General features: G+C 62.3%; 19 protein-coding genes and 2 pseudogenes. 7 read left to right on the top strand and 14 right to left on the bottom strand.

All coding sequences use genetic code 11. From position 1 onward, the window contains the following. Positions 1-116 precede the first annotated feature (116 nt). Positions 117-680, top strand: coding sequence for a TetR/AcrR family transcriptional regulator (locus A5700_RS03625; RefSeq protein WP_041324713.1), 564 nt, complete (start codon positions 117-119; stop codon positions 678-680). Positions 681-846: 166 nt separating this feature from the next. Here the strand turns inward: A5700_RS03625 and A5700_RS03620 are convergent, their stop codons facing one another. Beyond that, positions 847-1,716, bottom strand: coding sequence for a metal-dependent hydrolase (locus tag A5700_RS03620; RefSeq protein ID WP_012394820.1), 870 nt, complete (start codon positions 1,714-1,716; stop codon positions 847-849). Positions 1,717-1,789: 73 nt separating this feature from the next. Here A5700_RS03620 and A5700_RS03615 point away from each other — a divergent pair, with 73 nt between their 5' ends. Next, on the top strand, positions 1,790-2,479 hold the full coding sequence (locus A5700_RS03615; RefSeq protein WP_012394821.1) for a TetR/AcrR family transcriptional regulator: 690 nt from the start codon (positions 1,790-1,792) through the stop codon (positions 2,477-2,479). Positions 2,480-2,641: 162 nt separating this feature from the next. Here the strand turns inward: A5700_RS03615 and A5700_RS27180 are convergent, their stop codons facing one another. Further along, positions 2,642-3,019 carry a PaaI family thioesterase gene (locus tag A5700_RS27180; RefSeq protein WP_016889187.1) on the bottom strand — a complete coding sequence of 126 codons (378 nt, stop codon included), beginning with the start codon at positions 3,017-3,019 and terminating at the stop codon, positions 2,642-2,644. Here A5700_RS27180 and A5700_RS27345 point away from each other — a divergent pair. Beyond that, positions 2,987-3,271, top strand: coding sequence for a hypothetical protein (locus tag A5700_RS27345; protein WP_012394823.1), 285 nt, complete (start codon positions 2,987-2,989; stop codon positions 3,269-3,271). The two genes, A5700_RS27180 and A5700_RS27345, sit on opposite strands and share 33 nt — an antisense overlap. A 335-nt stretch (positions 3,272-3,606) precedes the next feature. On the opposite strand, the gene A5700_RS03600 is transcribed toward A5700_RS27345, so the two are convergent. The 7 genes from A5700_RS03600 to A5700_RS03570 form a co-directional block, all read right to left on the bottom strand. Further along, complete coding sequence (locus tag A5700_RS03600) at positions 3,607-4,707, bottom strand: BtrH N-terminal domain-containing protein (protein WP_042789224.1); 1,101 nt, start codon at positions 4,705-4,707, stop codon at positions 3,607-3,609. Between the two features lie 277 nt (positions 4,708-4,984). Next, positions 4,985-6,091: an NDMA-dependent alcohol dehydrogenase gene (locus A5700_RS03595; protein ID WP_012394825.1), complete on the bottom strand. Its 1,107-nt coding sequence runs from the start codon at positions 6,089-6,091 to the stop codon at positions 4,985-4,987. 46 nt (positions 6,092-6,137) lie between these two features. Beyond that, complete coding sequence (locus tag A5700_RS03590) at positions 6,138-7,754, bottom strand: fatty acid--CoA ligase (protein WP_016889190.1); 1,617 nt, start codon at positions 7,752-7,754, stop codon at positions 6,138-6,140. A 48-nt stretch (positions 7,755-7,802) separates the two neighbouring features. Then, a complete protein-coding gene (locus tag A5700_RS03585; RefSeq protein ID WP_016889191.1) occupies positions 7,803-8,213 on the bottom strand; it encodes an SCP2 sterol-binding domain-containing protein in 411 nt (136 codons plus the stop codon). Between the two features lie 261 nt (positions 8,214-8,474). Continuing rightward, on the bottom strand, positions 8,475-9,677 hold the full coding sequence (locus A5700_RS03580) for an NAD(P)/FAD-dependent oxidoreductase (protein ID WP_068067873.1): 1,203 nt from the start codon (positions 9,675-9,677) through the stop codon (positions 8,475-8,477). Beyond that, positions 9,674-11,014: a cytochrome P450 gene (locus A5700_RS03575; RefSeq protein WP_046188902.1), complete on the bottom strand. Its 1,341-nt coding sequence runs from the start codon at positions 11,012-11,014 to the stop codon at positions 9,674-9,676. The genes A5700_RS03580 and A5700_RS03575 overlap by 4 nt, the downstream gene beginning before the upstream one ends. Positions 11,015-11,085: 71 nt before the next feature. After that, positions 11,086-11,406 carry a 2Fe-2S iron-sulfur cluster-binding protein gene (locus A5700_RS03570; RefSeq protein WP_012394830.1) on the bottom strand — a complete coding sequence of 107 codons (321 nt, stop codon included), beginning with the start codon at positions 11,404-11,406 and terminating at the stop codon, positions 11,086-11,088. A 162-nt stretch (positions 11,407-11,568) separates the two neighbouring features. On the opposite strand from A5700_RS03570, the gene A5700_RS03565 reads away from it, so the two are divergent. Continuing rightward, a complete protein-coding gene (locus A5700_RS03565) occupies positions 11,569-12,534 on the top strand; it encodes a helix-turn-helix transcriptional regulator (protein WP_046188922.1) in 966 nt (321 codons plus the stop codon). Between the two features lie 69 nt (positions 12,535-12,603). Here A5700_RS03565 and A5700_RS26805 read toward each other — a convergent pair. From A5700_RS26805 to A5700_RS03545, 5 genes and pseudogenes are all read right to left on the bottom strand, one after another. Continuing rightward, a pseudogene (locus A5700_RS26805) lies at positions 12,604-13,029 on the bottom strand (IS1380 family transposase); the annotation flags it as partial. Positions 13,030-13,176: 147 nt separating this feature from the next. Further along, positions 13,177-13,755 (bottom strand): TetR/AcrR family transcriptional regulator, encoded by a 579-nt coding sequence (locus A5700_RS03560; RefSeq protein ID WP_172827193.1) that lies wholly within the window; start codon positions 13,753-13,755, stop codon positions 13,177-13,179. A gap of 92 nt (positions 13,756-13,847) precedes the next feature. Beyond that, complete coding sequence (locus tag A5700_RS03555) at positions 13,848-14,759, bottom strand: alpha/beta fold hydrolase (protein ID WP_012394833.1); 912 nt, start codon at positions 14,757-14,759, stop codon at positions 13,848-13,850. Continuing rightward, positions 14,759-15,196, bottom strand: coding sequence for a PaaI family thioesterase (locus tag A5700_RS03550; RefSeq protein WP_041325313.1), 438 nt, complete (start codon positions 15,194-15,196; stop codon positions 14,759-14,761). The genes A5700_RS03555 and A5700_RS03550 overlap by 1 nt, the downstream gene beginning before the upstream one ends. A gap of 53 nt (positions 15,197-15,249) precedes the next feature. After that, complete coding sequence (locus A5700_RS03545; protein WP_008256180.1) at positions 15,250-15,774, bottom strand: TetR/AcrR family transcriptional regulator; 525 nt, start codon at positions 15,772-15,774, stop codon at positions 15,250-15,252. A gap of 275 nt (positions 15,775-16,049) precedes the next feature. Here A5700_RS03545 and A5700_RS03540 point away from each other — a divergent pair. The 3 genes and pseudogenes from A5700_RS03540 to A5700_RS25015 all read left to right on the top strand — a co-directional run. Continuing rightward, positions 16,050-16,418, top strand: a pseudogene (locus tag A5700_RS03540) (hypothetical protein); the annotation flags it as partial. Then, positions 16,415-17,587, top strand: a complete 1,173-nt coding sequence (locus A5700_RS03535) for a zinc-binding dehydrogenase (RefSeq protein ID WP_012394837.1) — start codon at positions 16,415-16,417, stop codon at positions 17,585-17,587. The pseudogene A5700_RS03540 and the gene A5700_RS03535, both read left to right, overlap by 4 nt. Next, the gene (locus A5700_RS25015) at positions 17,550-18,128 is read left to right on the top strand and encodes a carboxymuconolactone decarboxylase family protein (protein WP_012394838.1); all 579 of its coding nucleotides are present in this window, start codon (positions 17,550-17,552) and stop codon (positions 18,126-18,128) included. The genes A5700_RS03535 and A5700_RS25015 overlap by 38 nt, the downstream gene beginning before the upstream one ends. Positions 18,129-18,204 lie beyond the last annotated feature (76 nt).

Below are 18,204 nucleotides of genomic sequence, written 5' to 3'. Positions count from 1 at the left end.
TGCCACCAGTTTGGTCGTGAGCCCGACGTTTTGTCAAGATGTTTGATGTGCGGTCGAGAAACACGCGCTGGGGTGGTCGGACCGGTGCTGAGCGTCGAGCAGAGCGACGGCAGCAATTGATCGAGGCTGCGACCGAGATTTGGAGTGAGAGCGGTTGGGCCGCAGTGACTATGCGCGGCGTGTGCGCCCGGACAGGGCTCAACGATCGATACTTCTACGAGGACTTCAAGACGCGCGAGGATCTTCTCGTCGCAGCGTGGGATGGCGTTCGCAATGACATGCTCGGCGAGGTTTCCGCGCTCTTCGACGAGCGTGTGGATCGGCCGCCGATCGAAACCATCACCGCGGCGATCGCCATCGTGGTCGACCGGATCGCACGCGATCCTGGCCGGGCGCACATCCTCCTCGCTCAGCATGTAGGTAGCTCACCGCTGCAAGATCGCCGCGCTGTGGCGCTGCAGGAGGCAACGCAGTTGGTCGTCGAGGCAAGCCGGCCACATCTCAGAGAAGACGCCGACGAGACGGCCCTTCGTATGGACACTTTGGTTGCGGTGGGGGGGTTCGTCGAAGTCATCACGGCCTGGCACTCCGGTTTGCTCGCGGTGACCGAAAAGGAAGTGGTCGCGCACACGAGCCGACTGGCTGAAACCTTGGCTCAACGCTACGTCGTCAGCGGCTGAGGCTTAACCTTTCCGTGAGTTTCGAGGCCGACTGCACTTGTCTGTATGACTGTCGCCTTGACCCGCCACCGGGCATCCAATCCGTGACGACAGGCGCGCTGTCGATTGTTTGGAGGAACGACGCAGAAACAGTGTCTTTCTGCGTCGCCCTCCTCACGCACTTTTGCTACCCCGGCTGAGCGATGACCTTCTGTGAGCCGTCTTGGTCGAACAGTTCCTTGCTCCATCGCTCCAGGACCGCGGTGCTGTCCCAATCATCAGGGTGGAAGCCGGGGCGGTTGTACGAACGGAATCGCTGCAGCGCATCGGCGGTGAACATCGGGGTGCGACTGAAGCGACGTAGGCTACGCACCAACGTGACCGGGTTATACGAGGCCTTGTCAGAGGCCATCGACAGCGCAGTCTGCAGAATGAGTTCGCCGAACAGAATTGCAGAGGCGATCCGCATGCCCCGTACGCGGGTGCGCTCGGTGCCTCCAATCAGCCGATAGGCGTCGAAGGCGACGGCTTTGTGCTCCGACTCCTCGAACGCATGCCACAGCAGAATCGGTCGAACCTCTGTCTGTCCGATGAGCTTCTGCGCGTCATCGCTGGTGAGAATGATTTCAGCGAGCGTCGCGGTGTAGTGCTCCAATGCAGAGGTCATCGACAGCCGCATTTCTGGCGAAAAGCGCCGCTCCAATCGCTTGATCAGGCGTGCGACGTGGCGGTCGATCCGCGCGGTCGGATAACCCATGGCCTGGAGCCGTTCGTTGAGGAGCCGATGCTGGTGTCGGTGTGTGGCCTCTTGCCCGATGAAACCCTTGACCGCTGTCAGCAATTGGGGATCGTCGATGGAACTCTGGAAATACTTGACCGAGCGGATGAAGAAGTCTTCCCCTTCCGGGAAGGTCGCAGAAAGCACCGAGATGAAATGGCTCATCACCAGGTCGCCATCCACGAAGTGTCGCCGCTTCGTGGAGGTGGGCATGGGGAAACGAACGCGCCGGGGTTTTGGCAATACACGGCTCTTGGTCGAGGCTCGATCTTCCGGCATCTTGACGGGGTCCTTCCTCCGTTGCGTGATCTGACTTTAGGCCTTGTCACATGAGACTGCCAGAATGTAGGGCATGAGTCCAGCACGTGTTTATGGCGGGCTGTCCGCAACTCAACGCGATGCGCAGCGCCGCGCACTGCTGATTGACGCCGCGGTCGCGCTCATGGGCAAGCAGGGAGCCGCCGCGTGCACCGTGACCGCTGTGTGTACGGAGTCAGGAGTGACGAGCCGGTACTTCTACCAGCAGTTTCGCGACAGAGACGCGCTCCTGCGTGCGATGTTCACCAAGATCTCCACCACCTTCCAAGCCGTGATCACCAAGGCGATACCGGATGACACCGTTGCTCCTCAAGAACTCGCTTACGCTCCGATAAAGGCCCTGGTTCAGATGATCGAGAACGATCCCAGCATGGCCCGCATATTGTTTGTCGAATCGGGCGCTGAACCCCTGCTTCGGCAGCTGCGAAGCGAACTGATGTCCGAATTTGCGGAGCTCGTCCTCAGAGAGGCCCGCCTGCATCTCGATATACCCAGCGAGGTGATTCAGGTCGCAGATCTCGCCGCTACCTACGGTGTCGGGGGCCTGTTCGAGATTCTCCGTCGCTGGATAGACGGACAACTAAACCTATCGACCGAAGTGCTTATCGAGCATTGTGCGGGTTTTCTCGGCAGTCTTGGCCTGTATACCCTCGGCCAGAAACCTGACCCGGCCGCTTCGCACATCCAGGTCGATATCAACTCCCCGGCGGGCCACAACAGATGAGACCGGCGGTATTTTCGCCGACACGCTGCGGCGTCACGCTACCGAAGGCTGGTACACCACGATGTGGTCGAGTACGCGTTTGCTTAGCAAACCCCCTGTCGGCCCCGGTTCAATCCTGAGCAGCCTGCGCCGGTTGAAAAATGAGCAGATTTACGGGTTGAGTCATCCTTCCCAGGGTGGTCGCGCAGTGCAGCGTATTGACGACGCCTTCTGTATGGAGCTAGTGAAGTGATCCAGCGTGACGACGACGAATAACCCGGACGCGGACGCGACCAGCTGGCCGGTGGCTTCCTCGCGCAATTCTGTCCGCACTTCGAGTTTCCGGCCGGTTCTGGACACGAGCTCCGCGCTGACCTCGTAGGGAACCCCCAGCAATACCGGCGCGAAGAACTCGGTGTCGAGCTTACGGGTGACGGCCATCTCACCGACGACGTAGAGCAGCATGCCCACCGTGTCGTCAAGAACCGTCATGACTGCGCCGCCATGTGCGATCCCGGGTGCGCCGCGATGTCGGCCGTCGAAGATATGCCTGGCGCCCACCCCGTCGCCACGCCGACGCGCTCGCAGGCGATGACCGTGCGGATTGTCTGTGCCGCAACCAAGGCACCACGGATGGTGCGCATCGAGGTAGTCGCCGTCGGCGGCGATAACACGATTCTGAAAGTTATGCCACCACGCGATGGCCGAATCTTCTTCCGCTTGCTCGTCGATGACGAAATCCTCCTAAATAGGACCACGCAGTGCATGGACCACCATGCGACTGAAGAACTGCGCCGACGTCGGCTGGGCTGATCGCCCGAAGACAGTATGTAAAGGACTCGTTAGCCCGCCGAGATCATCGCTGCGGTACACCTTCCAGTTCCGTCACTATCAGCCATTTGGTCCTGCCCCGCAATACGCCCTCGACGCTGTCGCCGCATAGCTCGCCCGATAATGCTCGGGGTCGTCGTCGGTGCTATAGGGGTCATACCAAATCCTGTCCCCCACAGCGGTGACGGTCAACCTCGCCTTCTGCACAAGGGTCACGAACGTCACCGACCGCGTTCTGGGCGAAGCGCTGAACATCGTCATGCTGCCAATCGAGAAACCAGTAGTCTTCAGGAAACTCGATTGATTTGAAGTGCCACTCACAGATAGCCTTTCAGATGAGCTTCGATGCCGGTATCGACAGTGCCAACGGATCGACTGGCCGTTTCGAGGGCTTCGACGAGGCGCGTTTCGGCGTCCGGGATCGTCGCGGCGACTTTGGCCGCAGCTAGACTACGACTCCGTAGCGATGTGCCGGCATCCGTGGCTGCGGCCGCAAGCGTAGACCACGCTTTGGAAGCATGTCGGGCCGCGGCAGCCGCTTCGGCAGTGGCGGCGTCATCTAGGAGATCGGCGATGTTCTGGCAACCGTCTGCCTGCAGCGTACGAAAGAGCCCGCCGCCGGTACCGGCTTTCTCGATGAACGCCCCGAGCCCGAACAATGCCGCGGTCAGGGCATCGTCATCGAACAGCGTTGGCCAATGCCCTACGTCATCGGCGAAGTCCTGCACACCCTTCAAACCGGAAGATTCGACTTCAGCTGCCTCGATGCGCAGTAGCGGCGCACCTACGGCACCGCCGCGCATGAACGCTGCGCTCGCGGCGAGTGCAGCGGCCGCGATCGGCCCAAGGTCTGGCACTCGCTCTGGCCAGTCGACGTGATATGTGGTGTGCCGGGTAGGTGTGGGAAACCCGACCGAGGACCGCGCCCGGCGTAGGTCGTCGTAGGCCACCGTCTGGGTTGTCTCGCGGTCATTATCGACCACATAGGCGACCCGTTGTTCGTCATCGTATCCGGTGATGACAATGTCGTGACGGCTCATGTGCAATCGGACGCGCAGGTAAGGAAGTTCGCCGATGTCAGCCCAGACCATGACGGGTCGACCTTTGTCGATTTCGTCGGTCACAAATGCCCATCCCACGTCCGGGTCATCGGTCGATCGCACGACGAACTTTGCGCCAACCCGGGAGAGGTAATCCTGTTCCAGGTCGCTTCCTCGTCCTACCAGGTACACCTGGGGGAACAACTGCGTAGAGCGGACGTACGAGAAGTCCAAGACTCCGCCGAGGGTGAAGACCAATCCTTCACTGAGTGCTTCTGTCCCCCATCCGAGTTGGGCCCATTCAGTAAGGTCACGAAGCGCACCGGAACCACAGTGCCCTCCCCTCCTATGGGGATAGGGAACTTGAATCCTCGTCATCGCCGCTTCCTTCCTTGTCAGTAGCACTGTTGAGACTCGTCAAAAGCTACGTTTCATCACGGCTTCCCGGCTGACAGTAGGTGCCAACACCAACACGCGTGACCGCAGCCAACCTCAGCCGCGCATCTCGACAGCCTATGGCGATGGGGCACATTGACTTTCGATCGCTAGTCCTGCATCAACACGTCAACGGTAAGAGCCACAGACGCGCAGCACTCAACCGTTGTACTCAGCTCGCTTGCTCCCGTGGTCGCGCTCCCGCGCTTCGGCTGCTTTATCAGAATCGGATGAGTCCTCGGATGTTGCGGCCCGATCGCATATCCGCGTAGCCTTCGTTGATCTGATCGAGGGTGTACTCACGGGTGATCAGCTCATCCAGCTTGAGGTGTCCGGCGTTGTAGAGCTCGACGAGCCGCGGGATGTCGTGGGCGGCGTTCGAAGAACCGTACAGAGCGCCGCGGATCTGCTTTTCATACAGCGTCAATTCCAGCAGTGAACCCGACATCGAGGTGTCTTCGGGGTGCCCGATCGCGGTAACGACCACACGGCCGCGTTTACCGACCAAGGACAGCGCCTCGCCGATGTAGGACCCTTCGGCGACATCGGTGGTCAAGACGCAGACATCGGCGAGTTTGCCGCGGGTGATGTCACTGATCAGTGACCAGGCCTCGTCGATCGTGGCAACGGCATGCGTCGCACCGAAACCGCCGGCTTGTTCACGCTTGAACGCCACCGGATCGACAGCCACGATGTTCAACGCGCCCGCGATGCGGGCACCCTGAATCGCATTCATGCCGATGCCACCGGCTCCGATCACCGCCACGGTATCCCCGGCACGCACCTCACCGGTGCGCACCGCCGACCCGTACCCGGTCGTCACACCACACCCGATCAACGCCGCCTTGTCCAGCGGTGTCCCCTGGTCGATTTTGACCAGAGACGCCTTGGGGACCACGGTGTATTCCGAGAACGTGCCCAGCAGGCACATCTGGCCGACGTCCTCACCCCTGGCATGGAAACGGTAAGTGCCGTCGATCTGGGGTCCCATCATGAGCGCGGCACCCAAGTCGCACATGTTCCCCATCCCCCGCGCGCAATAGGAACAGTGCCCGCACGACGGCAGGAACGTCAGGATCACCGAATCGCCCTCGGCGACGTTCTCGACACCCGCACCCACTTCGACCACGGTGCCGGCACCCTCGTGGCCACCGACGACGGGCAGCGGAATGGGCAGGTCGCCGGTCACGAGGTGTTCGTCGGAATGGCACAACCCGGTCGCGGTCAGCTGGACGAGCACTTCATCGGGGCCGGGAGGATCCAACTCGATGTCCTCGACTTCCCACTTTTCTCCTAGGCCCCACAGCACTGCAGCACGTGTCTTCATGTGTGTCTCCTTAACGTCAGTGTTTCGGTCGCAGTGGATTGATGATTCACGCCAGCGTCTCGATGATGAGGTCACCGTCGGCGAACTGGCGGCGCAGCTTCTTCTTGTCGAACTTGCCAGTGGAAGTCAGCGGAATGTCGGTGACGAACGCCCACCGTTCCGGTAGCCACCACTTGGCCACCCGCGCACGCAGAAATTCGGTCAGCTCCGCCGCGGTGGCGGTGCGGTCGGCAGCCAGGACGACCACCGCCAGCGGCCGTTCCTGCCACTTGTCGTCGGGCACTCCAATCACCGTGGCGGTGCGCACCGCAGGGTGAGCGGCCAACTCGTTCTCCAATTCCACCGAGGAGATCCATTCGCCCCCGGACTTGATGACATCCTTGGAGCGGTCGGTCAGCGCGATGAGCGCGTCCGCGCTGATCGTCCCGACGTCCCCGGTACGCAACCACCCGTCCGGCGACGCCGCCGGACTGTCATTCTCGTAATACGACTGAGTGATCCACGGGCCGCGGACTTGAATCTCCCCCACCGATTTTCCGTCCCACGGTTGTTCTGCACCGCTGTCATCGACGATGCGGGCCTGCACACCGGCCACCACCCGGCCTTGGGTTGCGCGCAGGTGAAGCGACCTCTCCGGGGTATCAGAACTCCGCGGCAGAGCGACCGAGGCCAGCGGGGAAGTCTCAGTCATCCCCCAAGCCTGCACAATGCGGATGCCCAGCTCGTCATAGGCGGTCATCAACGACCGCGGAACCGCCGAACCACCGCAGGCCACCATCTTCAGCGAACTCACGTCATGGCCAGGATTGTCGCGCAAGTAATGCAGAACATCGGTCCAGATTGTCGGCACCGCCCCCGCCATCGTCGGCCGCACCGCCTCGATCATCTCCACCAAAGGCCCCGCCTGCAGGAAACGGTCAGGCAGCAGAAGCTGCGCGCCGGCCATCATCGCCGCATACGGCAACCCCCACGCGTTGGCGTGGAACATCGGAACGATCGCCAACACCGTGTCGTCATGACCGATGCCCAAGGCATTCGAGGTGCACGCCGCCTGAGAGTGCAACCACGTCGAACGATGGCTGTAGACAACACCTTTCGGGTGCCCGGTGGTACCGCTCGTATAGCACATCGCTGCAGCCGACCGCTCATCGACATCGGGCCACTCGAACGTACTCGACTGGGCGGCCACCACATCGTCGTACCGTAGGACGTCCTTTCCGCACCCCTCGACCGCGGCAAGATCGCCGGTTCCGGTCACTAGCACCGTGCGCACCGAGGTCATCGACGGCAACGCCGCCGCCAAAAGGGCAAGCACCGTACTGTCGACGATGATCACCCGATCCTCGGCATGATTGGCGATCCACGTCAGCTGTTCCGGCGGCAGCCGCAGGTTCAACGTATGCAGCACCGCGCCCATCGACGGCACCGCCGCGTAACAGTCCAGATGCTCCTGGTTGCTCCATTGCAGCGTCGCGACACGCTCATCTCCACGGATGCCGATCTGGCGCAAAGCATTTGCCAACCGTGCCGCACGCTCACCCACCTCGCGATAGGACACCCCAGAGATCTGCCGGGGTCCGCGCGCAGTCAGCACCTCGCGATCGCCATGGACTGCCGAAGCATGGGCCACGATCGCGGGCACAGTCAACGCAACGTCCTGCATCGTGCTCCTCATCGCACACCCGCCCTACAGCCCGCGGTGAGGCGAGGGTCACGCATCGATGAGGTCCTGCCGATTCTGGCTCTCCAGCATCAACCGGTACTCGGGGAACAGGTTCTTGGCCTGCGGGATCAACTTGATCAACTTCGGCACCGGACCTTTCGCACGTACCGTTCCCTTGGCCATCGCCATCGTCAAGTTCACCTTCCCCAACCAGAACTTGTTCCCCGTGTCTGCCGACATGAACAACTCCACGTTGGGCACCGCGGTACTGGCCGCTCCGGTCTCCACCACCTTGTTCGGCATGTCCACCGTCACAACCGCATCCGGATCTGTGTAATGCACCCGCAACACCACACCCGAATTCGCGAGCTTGTCCGCCAGACCCTCCTTCTCCAAACCCCGCCGAAAGATCCCGCCCAGGAAGGCATAGACCTCGTCCTCGTCCCTAAATACCGCCACCGTCAACCTCAACTAACCTCATTGTCAGAACAGAACAGAACAGAACAGGCACCGACTTCTGACGCTGCTCCTCCGGAAAGAATCGTCATGCTCGTTGGGAAACCCCACTAGGTCCTGATGCGCTGCGCCAAGGCGACCGCCGGGCAGCCGCTAGCGTTCCTTTGCCAGCGGGGCTGGATGGCAATTGTCACTGAAGTACCTCTCCAAGACACGCGTCGCATCCGCCGTCGTCGTTCCCACCGCCTACGCACCGCCGGCACCTCAGTCCGAGCCGGCGAGCAACAGTTCGGCCCGTTCGACGGCGACTTGCTGCGTGATGACCCGCTTGCTGAACATGAAGTCGCGGGGACGGTTGATGCAGTCGGCGGCAAGAAGCTCGCCGGCACGGAGGTAGAAGCAGGTGAAGTCGCGCTCCCGGGTCGGGTCGCCGCTGAGGACGACCTCGTCGTACCCGGTGTTGAGACCGGCGATCTGGAGCTTGAGGTCGTATTGATCTGACCAGAACCATGGAAGGGCCGCTATCTTCTTGGACTTCCCACAGACGGTCGCGGCGGCGACCTTGGCCTGCTCGGCCGCGCTCGGCACGGACTCCAGGCGGATGCGACGGCCGTAACGGGCCATGTCGTGGCTGGCGCAGTCCCCGGCGGCCACGATGTCGGGGTCGCTAGTCCGGGCCTGATCGTCGATCACGACGCCGTTGTCGACGACCAGGCCCGCGGTGGCGGCGAGCTCGGTGTTCGGCTCCACGCCGATGCCGACAATGACGAGGTCGGCGGGAATTGATTCGCCACCGGCCAGGATTACTTCGCGGACCCTGCCGTCGCCGGACAGAGCCTCGACCAGCGTGCCCGTCCGGATGTTGACGCCCTCCTCCCGGTGGATCCGGTCGAAGAACTCCGATACCTCCGGGGCGGTGACCCGTTCAAGGACGCGCCCGGTCGCCTCGAGCAGGGTGACCTCCAGACCCAGTGCACGCAACGAGGCGGCTGTCTCCAGTCCGATGTAGCCGCCGCCGACGATCACCGCCCGACGCCCGGGGCCGGCGGCCTCTCGGATCATCTCGCCGTCCGCGGCGGTGCGTAGGTAGAAGACTCCGGCCAGGTCCGCTCCCGGGGTGGGGAGCCGACGAGGCCGGGCGCCAGTGCACAGCGCGAGCTTGTCGTAGGGCAGTGCGTCGCCGGTACTCAGCACGACATGACCAGCCGAGCGGTCGACCGCCGCCACCGTCGCATCCAGGAGTCGGATCCGCTGCTTGGCGTAGAAATCCGAGTTGCGGATCGCGAGTTCGGCCAGTTCGCATTTGTCGGCCAGGTACGACTTGGACAGCGGGGGCCGCTGGTAGGGCAACGCCGACTCATCGCCGACGAGGACGATTTCGCCGTCCCACCCTTCTCGGCGAAGACTGGCGGCGAGCTGGGTGCCCGCGTGGCTGGCCCCCGCGATGACCGCTCGCTGCACGGTCATGCGCCACCTTTCGGGGTGAGGCGGACCATCAGCTTACTGATCCCCCTCACGAAGTTGGACTGCACGTACTCGGGCTCACCGACGACCTCGATGTTCTCGAACCGCGGAAGCAGCTCCTCCCACAGGATCCGCAACTGCATCTCGGCCAGCCGGTTACCCATACAGCGGTGCACGCCGAAACCGAAGGAGATGTGGTTACGGGCGTTGGCCCGATCGATAATCAGGTCATCGGGCCGATCGAACACGCGCTCGTCGCGGTTGCCCGAGGCGTACCACATCAGGACCTTGTCGCCCTTGCGGATGAACTGCCCGTTGAGCACAGTGTCGGCCTTGGCGATCCGGCGCATATGCGCGAGCGGGGTTTGCCACCGGATGATCTCCGAGACCATGTTGGGGATCAGCTCGGGGTTCGCCTTCAGCTTCTCAAACTGGTCAGGGAACTCGTTCAGCGCCAGAACACCACCGCTCATGGAATTGCGGGTCGTATCGTTGCCACCCACGATCAGCAATACCAAGTTGCCCAAGAACTCCATCGGGCGATCGATCAGGTCCTTGGTGCTCTCGTCGCTCTGCAACATGGTGATCAGATCGAAGCCGGGCAGCTCTCCGGCAGCTGTCCGGGCTGCCTTGTCCCGCCAGTGAGCGCTGAGACCTCTAGCCATATCGACCATGCCGCGAAATATCTCGTCGTTGTCCGAGGGCCCACCGTTGGCTTGCTCCATGGAGGTGGCGAGATCGGACCATTGGACGAGCTTGCGCCGCTGCTCGAACGGGAAGTCCAGCAGCGTGGCCAGCATGCGCGCGGTTAGCTCGATCGAGACGTGCTGCACCCAGTTGAACGGTTCGCCAAGCGGCAGAGCGTCGAGCACGTCTACCACCCGCTCGCGGATGAGGCCCTCCATCTCACGCAGGTTCTTCGGTGCGACCACACCCTGGACAGCCTGCCGTTGCCGGTCGTGTTTTGGGGGGTCCATCGCGATGAACATCGCAATGTCGAGGAAGCGCGGCGGGCTCCCGATGACGATGAACGGCTCGGAGGAGAAGACCTCGTGGTTCTTGTCGACGGCCACGATGTCGGCATGCCGCGTCACCGACCAGAACGGGCCGAACGCGCTGTGGGCCTGATAGTGCACGGGAGCCTCGTTGCGTAGGCGCTCGTAATAGGACTTCCAGCGACCCTGACGATAGAGGAAAGGATTGCTAAGGTCGATGTCGGTCAGTTCAACCTCGTCAGCCGGCGGGATCGGTCGCTCGATGAAGATTTTTTCACCGTTGGTGCCGGTGACCCAGCGCCGCGTTCTGTCGTAGAGGTGGGCGCCCTGGATTATTCGGTCCATCGGAATTGTTGCCTGAGCCTTGGCAGTGACTGCCTCGCGAATATTGCTCACGTCTCACCTCTCTTTCGTCATCACAGTTGGAACTCGGGCAGATGGACGATCAAACCGTCCCACGCCTCAGAGACCTGCATCTGGCAGGACAGCCGGGAGGTCGGCTGACGCTCGGGGTTCATCGCGAGCATCTCCTCTTCATTGGCCCCGGAGAGGCCGACCCGATCGGACCATTGCGGATCGACGATCACATGGCAGGTGCCGCACGCGGCTTCGCCTCCGCAGTCGCCGTCGATGCCGGGCACCGCATTGTTGGTCGCGACCCGCATCAGTGACTGACCTTCCTCGAGAGGCGCCTCATACTTCTCGCCGCCGTGGGAGACAAATGTGACAACTGCCATAGCCAGGCTCCTTGCGTGTCCTCAGTTACTTGACACAAGTCTTGCGCCAGATGAGCGCTGCGGCTATGTTCGCCGGAGTCAGAAACTTGTGATTTCGGCTCAAAGGGGCCATGGTCAGTGAACCCCAATGACGCGGGTGTGCCCCCACTCGCATTCGTGCAAATGCTCGAGAGCCCGGCGTTTGACCCAGACGCCGTCGCGCGGCTTCGCAACATCATGGCTCGCGAAGGAACCGACGAGGCGACGCTGATTCAGCGTGATATCCAGGCCCCGTTACGGTGGTTTCGTGAGGCGTACCCCGGTCTAGACATCGATCAGGCAACGCTGCTCGGATTTGCGTTAGCCGAACAGGCACAGTTGACGTCCTTCGGCCCGCTGAGTGTTCCGCTGGTCAGCGCGGGCTCAGTGGCCGAGATCGTAGAGCTGCTGACTTATCTGCCGTTGATCACGACGGCTGTCAAAGCACAGTTTCATCCAGATGACCAAGGCCTCACCGTCGGGCTCTGGGGACACACCAGCGATCGTGCCCTGGACTGCCTCGCCGTCACGTACGCCGGGTTGGCGTTGTTGCGACTGCTGGACATGCTCGTCCGTGCGGCGCCGACCCTCACACTCCACTTGAGTTGGCCAGCGCCCGCCGCCTTGAAAGATCGCGAGGACGACCTTACCGCCGGGCGCCTGTTCTTCGACGCTCCGATGTCCTTCCTCCATGTTCCCGCGGACACGCTCAACGAGGTGTGCCGGTTCTCCGATCCCGTCGCATACCGACTCGCCATCGTCGATCTGCAGCGAACTCTCGACCAGCGGAGCGAAACCACGTCGTTCTCGGAGAAGGTGAGACGGCTGCTGCAGAAGGAGCCCGGACGCCGAAGTAAACATTGGTTCGCACATGAGCTGTCGATGTCCACCAGCACACTCAAGCGGCGCCTCTCCGAAGAGGAGACCACCTTTCGCGAGTTGCGCCAAGCATTCCTGCGCGAGCGCGCGATGCTGCAGCTACTCGACCGATCCCTATCGGTGAGTGAGATCGCCACGGATCTCGGATACAGCGACCTCGCCAACTTCTCACACGCCTTCAAGCGATGGACCGGCCGCTCTCCGAGCGAGTTTCGGCTCTCACCACATTGAGCTGTCCCGGCGGGTCCGGAGATCCCGACCTTTGCGGCGTCTTTCTGCAGCGTCGCCTCTCCCCGGGTGTTCGATGAAGGCCCGAGCCTGCGCGCCGGGCAGCAGATTCACCCGGTCACACAAGCCGGCCAGATGCTCGGCCAGCACCGAATCCAATTGGCGGGCATAACCGAAAGTGAACTCCCGCAACAGCGTTCCCATCGTTGACGGGGGATACACCCGGCGGAAAAAGGGTTTTTATGCCGCCAGCGCGGACCAGGTCGACATCATCGATGTAATCCGCGCCCGCGTACATGCTCGCGATCAGGGTGGCCAGTTTCGGAGCCGGATTGGCCGACCTCGACTTGACCCTGGGAGCTGCGATGTGAATCTTGTTGGCCAACAACTCCGATAGGCCTGCCTGCTCAGCCAGCGCCATCACCGGCACCAGGCCCGCGCACGACACCAGATGTCCTCATCGAACACATCGGACCGCGGGGTGAACGTGTGGGACACTCGCGCCGGAAGTGCCGTTCTCGAACTGGACCGATTGTTGCCTGAACAATATCAATCTTCCCAGCTCAGAACGCACTTTCCTTATCCCGACACCCCGACAAACAGTCCATTGTCAGTGGATCGAGGCTAAGACCGCTCAAGTCACAGCTATCTATAGCCAACGCCGAGGTAGCGGAGCGCCACCCGCGAGATCCGCGCACCCGTGGTGGCGATGTCCGCGGAGGGAAGGACGACGTGACTCACGGTGAGCCGCACCAGAACGTCTGCGACCTCCTCGACGTCTTCGGAGTCGAGATCGGCGAAGTGGTCGTGAAACCACGCGACCAAAGCCGCGGAGGAGAGCTGGAGCAGGGACGCCGATGTCGGCAGGAGAGGAAGAACGCCCGTCGTCGGCGCACCGGCGCGATCATCCCCTGAGTGGCTGGACGTCAGCACCGACTTCAGGAGCGGACTGGCTTCTGCTTCACGCAGGGTGAACCGCACCGCTGCGGTGATGCCGCCCTGAACGTCGCCGGTGTGTTCGGCGAGGATGGCGTGGATACCCTCCAGGAAGCGCTGACCCTCGGCCACCACGAGCGCGTCACCAAGTCCCTGCTTATCGCCGAACTCCTTGTATAGCGTCGGTCGGGAGACGCCGACAAGTTCGGCGACCTCACTCACTCGGACTTGTTCCCAGCCCTTCTCAATGGTGAGTTCCCGTGTCGCCCTCAAGACCTGCTCGCGGATATGTCGGCGAAACGACATCCGCGCCGAATCAGTTGGCATACGAGCAGAATAGGTGGCGAACTGGGATCTCCCGCGCAGCCCGACGACTGGCGTCAAACGGTACGGTCGAGAAAGTCGACGACCGCCGTCGAGAATGCGTCGTTGTTGTCGCCAGCAACCATGTGGCCCGCGCCCGACACGTCAACGGTTTGCGCGTGGGGAACCAAGGTGAGGAAATCCTTCACTGTCTCTTCGGAGACTATGTCCGACAGCAGGCCGCGGACCAGCAGCGCCGGCGCGGACACCTGTCGCGCGCCATCGACAAGGAATGCGCTCATCATCTCGAACTCCTCTGCGCCGTCGTCTGAATCACTCTGCAGGAACTGAAAATTCGACGTCGCAAACGCCGGATCCCATCGCCAGGCCCAGCGACCGTCTCCACGTCGGCGGAGGACTTTTTGAAGGCCGTCGACGTTTTCGGGGCGAGGGCGGTGCGGGTTGTAGGCGGCGATCACGTCAGCGGCCGACTCTAGGCTGTCGAAACCTTCGGGATGGGCCGACATGAACGATAGGACTCGGCGGGCGCCGTGCATCTGCATTCGCGGAGTGATGTCAACCAGGACGACGGCCTGCCATAGCTCCGATGGGGCGAGCAAGTGCGTGCCGAGGATGGTCAAACCGCCCAACGATGCCCCGATCGCGGCAACTGGGCGGGCGGAGCCGGCGTACGCGCGCACGGCCAACAGGTCGGACCCCAGCCGTTCGATGTCATAGCGTCCGTCTGGATCCCAGTCGCTGTCACCATGTCCCCTTGCGTCGTAGGCGGCAACGGTGTAGCCCCGCTGATGCAATCGTTGGGCGGTGACATCCCAGGCGTGCCGGCTCTGACCACCGCCGTGAAGGAGCAACACGACCGCCCGCGGTCCGTCACAGCGGTAGAAGTCGACCGCCAGCGAGAGCCCATCCACCGTGGGCACGCGCTCGACGACAGGAGCGGACGAATCATGTGCTCTGTTTGCAGACATCAAGAGATGGCCTTCGGTGCGACGACGGTGACGGTGCCCTGCGCCGCACACACCGCTCTGCCGTCGTTGCAGATGTCGATACGTGCCACACCGCTGGTTCTGCCCAGCGAGATGATCTCAGCCGTGGCTACACAGGTTCCGCTGGAGACTGGACGAAGCAAATTCAGTTTGAACTCCGTCGTCGCGACCCAGGATCCCATCGGAATCACGGGATAAAACACCACTCCAAGGCAATGGTCGACCATGGCCGACAAGCAGCCGCCATGCAAGTTGCCGAAAGGCGTCTTCAGGTCGTCGCGTGCGTCCATCTCCGCGACGAGCCGTCCAGCAGTGAATTCAGTGTGCCGGAAGCCGAGGTAACCGGCCAGCCCGCCCGTGGTTTCTGCTGCGCTCTGCAGTTGTTCAGCGACCTGCTGGTTGAACGCGGTGAACTGCACAGACATGTCCGGCCTCCTACCTCAGCTGTGGTTGAGACATTACGCCTTGTCTGTCACATCGGTCGACAATGGTCGCTCGCCAGGATTGCGGGAAGGAGAAACCTTGAAAGAAATGTCCGGAGCCCGTCACGACTGCGCTCCCGCGGTCCTCGAACAGTCAGCAGGCTCAGTATCGTGCGGAGAACCCACTCGGCGGCGTCGTCGACGGAGACGCCCGGTTCTACGTAACTCCAGTGTCTCCTGAAGATGGGACGGAGAAACTCGGTGACGAGTTCGAAGAGTGACGTCGAGGTCCCCGCCGCGAGGCCAACGCCGGCGAGTTCCTCGTCGCTGCCGAACAACAATCCGATGATCTCTTCGCGGCGCGCGGCCTCAACTGTGTATTCCACGAAATCGACGAGAGCGGAGCCCAGATCGGTGTGCTCCGCGATCCGGGGGTTGATGCGATCGAGATAGCGCTCGGCGGCGCGAATGATGACGCCCGACATCACCGCCTCCCGATTAGGGAAGTAGCGATACACCGTTGCCCTGGAGACACCCGCTGTTCTGCCGATGTCCTCCATGGTCGTGCCTACCACGCCGCAACTCTCTAGGCACCGCTCGGCAGCATCTAGCAATCGGTCGCGAGCGGAATCACGATCTGACGGCGCGGCGGCACCCCATCGCACCAACTTCGTCGACACAACAGCCAGTATGCCGCGGGCGCACACCATTGTGGCTTGACTGCAGATATGACACCATCGCATTCGTGTCTCACAACAGCCCGTGGCCCTGAGCGAGTGATCGATTGTCGGTAGAAGCGCGTACTCCGGTGGCGGTCGGCGTAGGCGAAGTCACCCATCGCGGGGACGACGTCGTCACCGGCCTCGGTTGGTATTCGACGAAACATTCGGTCGGTGTGTGGTCGGCCACCCCTCCACCAACCGGGTGGCGACTGATCGACACGGCAGACGAACAAACTCCGATCGATTCATCGCGGCTGGCCGTCGCAGGCGTCGACGAGGCGACCGGTCGCGCGACAGTGGACGGGTACACGGTCGAATACGACCGAGACGGGCGACCTCGATGGACACCGACCATCGCGCACCTGTCCGACGGGCGAAGAGTCGTCGCACGCAGCGACGATCCGCAGATTGCCGAGGCGATGGCGGGCGAGATGTACGTTGGCAGAACGGTTTGCCTCCGAAACACAGGGTCGTCCACGGGATTCGAGCTTCCATGATCGCCGAGGCCATGGTGTTGACCGGACCGCGGAATCTGGAGCGGCGCCAGATGACCATCCCCGACGTCGGTGACCGCGGTGCGATCCTGCGAGTTGAAGCATGTGGTCTATGCGGTACAGATCACGAACAATTCACCGGACACCTGCCTGCCGGCTTCTCATTCGTTCCAGGTCACGAAATCGTCGGCATCGTCGAACATGTCGGCAATGCGGCCAGCGAACGCTGGTGCGTCCGGGCCGGCCAGCGCGTGGCCGTCGAGGTGTTCCGGTCCTGCCGAGACTGCCCGGAGTGTCGCCGCGGCGAATACCGGCGATGTGCGGTGAACGGCATCGCCACCATGTTCGGGTTCGTCGACGTGGAGATCGGCGCCGGGTTATGGGGCGGATACGCCACCCATGTGGAGCTTCCGTGGGACGCGATGCTACTCCCGATTGCCGAAGACATGGACCCCGTTCTCGCCACGTTGTTCAACCCTCTCGGGGCCGGTATCCAATGGGGGAAAACTCTTCCCGACACCAAGGCGGGGGGTATCGTAGCGATACTGGGACCGGGCATCCGCGGGATCTGCGCGGCGGTGGCGGCGAAAGAGGCGGGAGCCGCTTTCGTCGCGATGACCGGCATCGGTCCACGCGACGATCAGCGACTGGCCATAGCCAGATCATTCGGTGTCGACCTGCCCATCGACGTATCGCAGGACGATGCAGTGACAGCGCTCCAGCGTGAGACAGGCGGACAGCTTGCCGACGTGGTCATCGATGTCACCGCCAAAGCACCCTCCGCGTTCGCCGACGCCGTCGCCCTTGCCAGGCCTGGCGGCAGGGTCGTGGTTGCTGGCACCCGCGGCGGAGGCGGCGCGCCCGGCTTTGAACCAGACACGCTGGTGTATAAGGAATTACACATCGCCGGTGCACTCGGCGTGGAGTATCCCGCCTACCGGGCAGCCCTCGAGATTCTGGCCACGCGCCGCTGGCCGTTCGACCGGATCACAAGAGAATCAACCGGATTCGCTGGTCTCGCGCCGCTGCTCAGTTCGCTTGCAGATGAAAATGCCAAATCGAGTGCGGCCCTGCACAACGTCTTCGTGCCCACGCCCTCACAGCATGCGGAGCTTCAACAGAGGAAGGTCACACGTGACGAGAACGGAACGCGTACCGATGCTCGACCTTGAGCAGGCCCGGCTGCGGGCTGCCGAGTGTGGGCTGCCCGCAGAGATGGCAGAACTGTCAGTATTTCGCGTGGCACTTCACCAGCCGAGCCTCGCAGTGGCCCTGTACGGAATGCTTGAGGCGCTGCTATTTAACGGTGTGCTCGACGCCCGGCTACGCGAATTGATCATCATGCGCATCGGCTGGGTAACGGGGTCGGTATATGAGTGGACACAGCATTGGCGAATCGCGACGCTGCTCGGTGTGGCTTCGGATGACCTTCTGGCGGTGCGTGACTGGCAGAGTTCCAATCGTCTGGGCCATGCCGAGCGTGCGGTCCTGGCGGCGACCGATGATGTGGTACGTGACGGGGTCATTGCCGAGGAAAACTGGGCCGCGTGCCACAAGGCATTCAATGGCGATCACGCGGTTTTGGTCGAACTTGTCGGAGCGATCGCCAATTGGCGGCTCTTTTCGATCCTGCTTCGATCCTTAAATATTCCGCTTGAGTCGGGTACCGACTCCTGGCCGCCCGATGGGCGAGCCCCTCGACGTGACGATTGAGTAAAAACGGTTGTTCAGCAATCGCACCCAAGTTGAAGCTCGGTTACCCCTTATGTTCCTAGTCAGTTGTGGGCTA

Origin of the sequence: Mycobacterium sp. E1214 (assembly GCF_001666755.1) — a bacterium.
Lineage (GTDB): Bacteria > Actinomycetota > Actinomycetes > Mycobacteriales > Mycobacteriaceae > Mycobacterium.
Note: the sequence above shows the minus strand (reverse complement) of the source record. Positions and strands in the feature narration are given on the sequence as shown.

What these genes read in the sequence shown, in the direction of transcription:
- A5700_RS03620 (WP_012394820.1), bottom strand. Translation starts at nt 1,716, where the DNA reads ATGCCGGAAGATCGAGCCTCGACCAAGAGCCGTGTATTGCCAAAACCC.
- A5700_RS03615 (WP_012394821.1), top strand. Translation starts at nt 1,790, where the DNA reads ATGAGTCCAGCACGTGTTTATGGCGGGCTGTCCGCAACTCAACGCGAT.
- A5700_RS27345 (WP_012394823.1), top strand. Translation starts at nt 2,987, where the DNA reads ATGTCGGCCGTCGAAGATATGCCTGGCGCCCACCCCGTCGCCACGCCG.
- A5700_RS03600 (WP_042789224.1), bottom strand. Translation starts at nt 4,707, where the DNA reads ATGACGAGGATTCAAGTTCCCTATCCCCATAGGAGGGGAGGGCACTGT.
- A5700_RS03595 (WP_012394825.1), bottom strand. Translation starts at nt 6,091, where the DNA reads ATGAAGACACGTGCTGCAGTGCTGTGGGGCCTAGGAGAAAAGTGGGAA.
- A5700_RS03590 (WP_016889190.1), bottom strand. Translation starts at nt 7,754, where the DNA reads ATGCAGGACGTTGCGTTGACTGTGCCCGCGATCGTGGCCCATGCTTCG.
- A5700_RS03580 (WP_068067873.1), bottom strand. Translation starts at nt 9,677, where the DNA reads ATGACCGTGCAGCGAGCGGTCATCGCGGGGGCCAGCCACGCGGGCACC.
- A5700_RS03575 (WP_046188902.1), bottom strand. Translation starts at nt 11,014, where the DNA reads ATGGACCGAATAATCCAGGGCGCCCACCTCTACGACAGAACGCGGCGC.
- A5700_RS03570 (WP_012394830.1), bottom strand. Translation starts at nt 11,406, where the DNA reads ATGGCAGTTGTCACATTTGTCTCCCACGGCGGCGAGAAGTATGAGGCG.
- A5700_RS03565 (WP_046188922.1), top strand. Translation starts at nt 11,569, where the DNA reads ATGCTCGAGAGCCCGGCGTTTGACCCAGACGCCGTCGCGCGGCTTCGC.
- A5700_RS03555 (WP_012394833.1), bottom strand. Translation starts at nt 14,759, where the DNA reads ATGTCTGCAAACAGAGCACATGATTCGTCCGCTCCTGTCGTCGAGCGC.
- A5700_RS03535 (WP_012394837.1), top strand. Translation starts at nt 16,415, where the DNA reads ATGATCGCCGAGGCCATGGTGTTGACCGGACCGCGGAATCTGGAGCGG.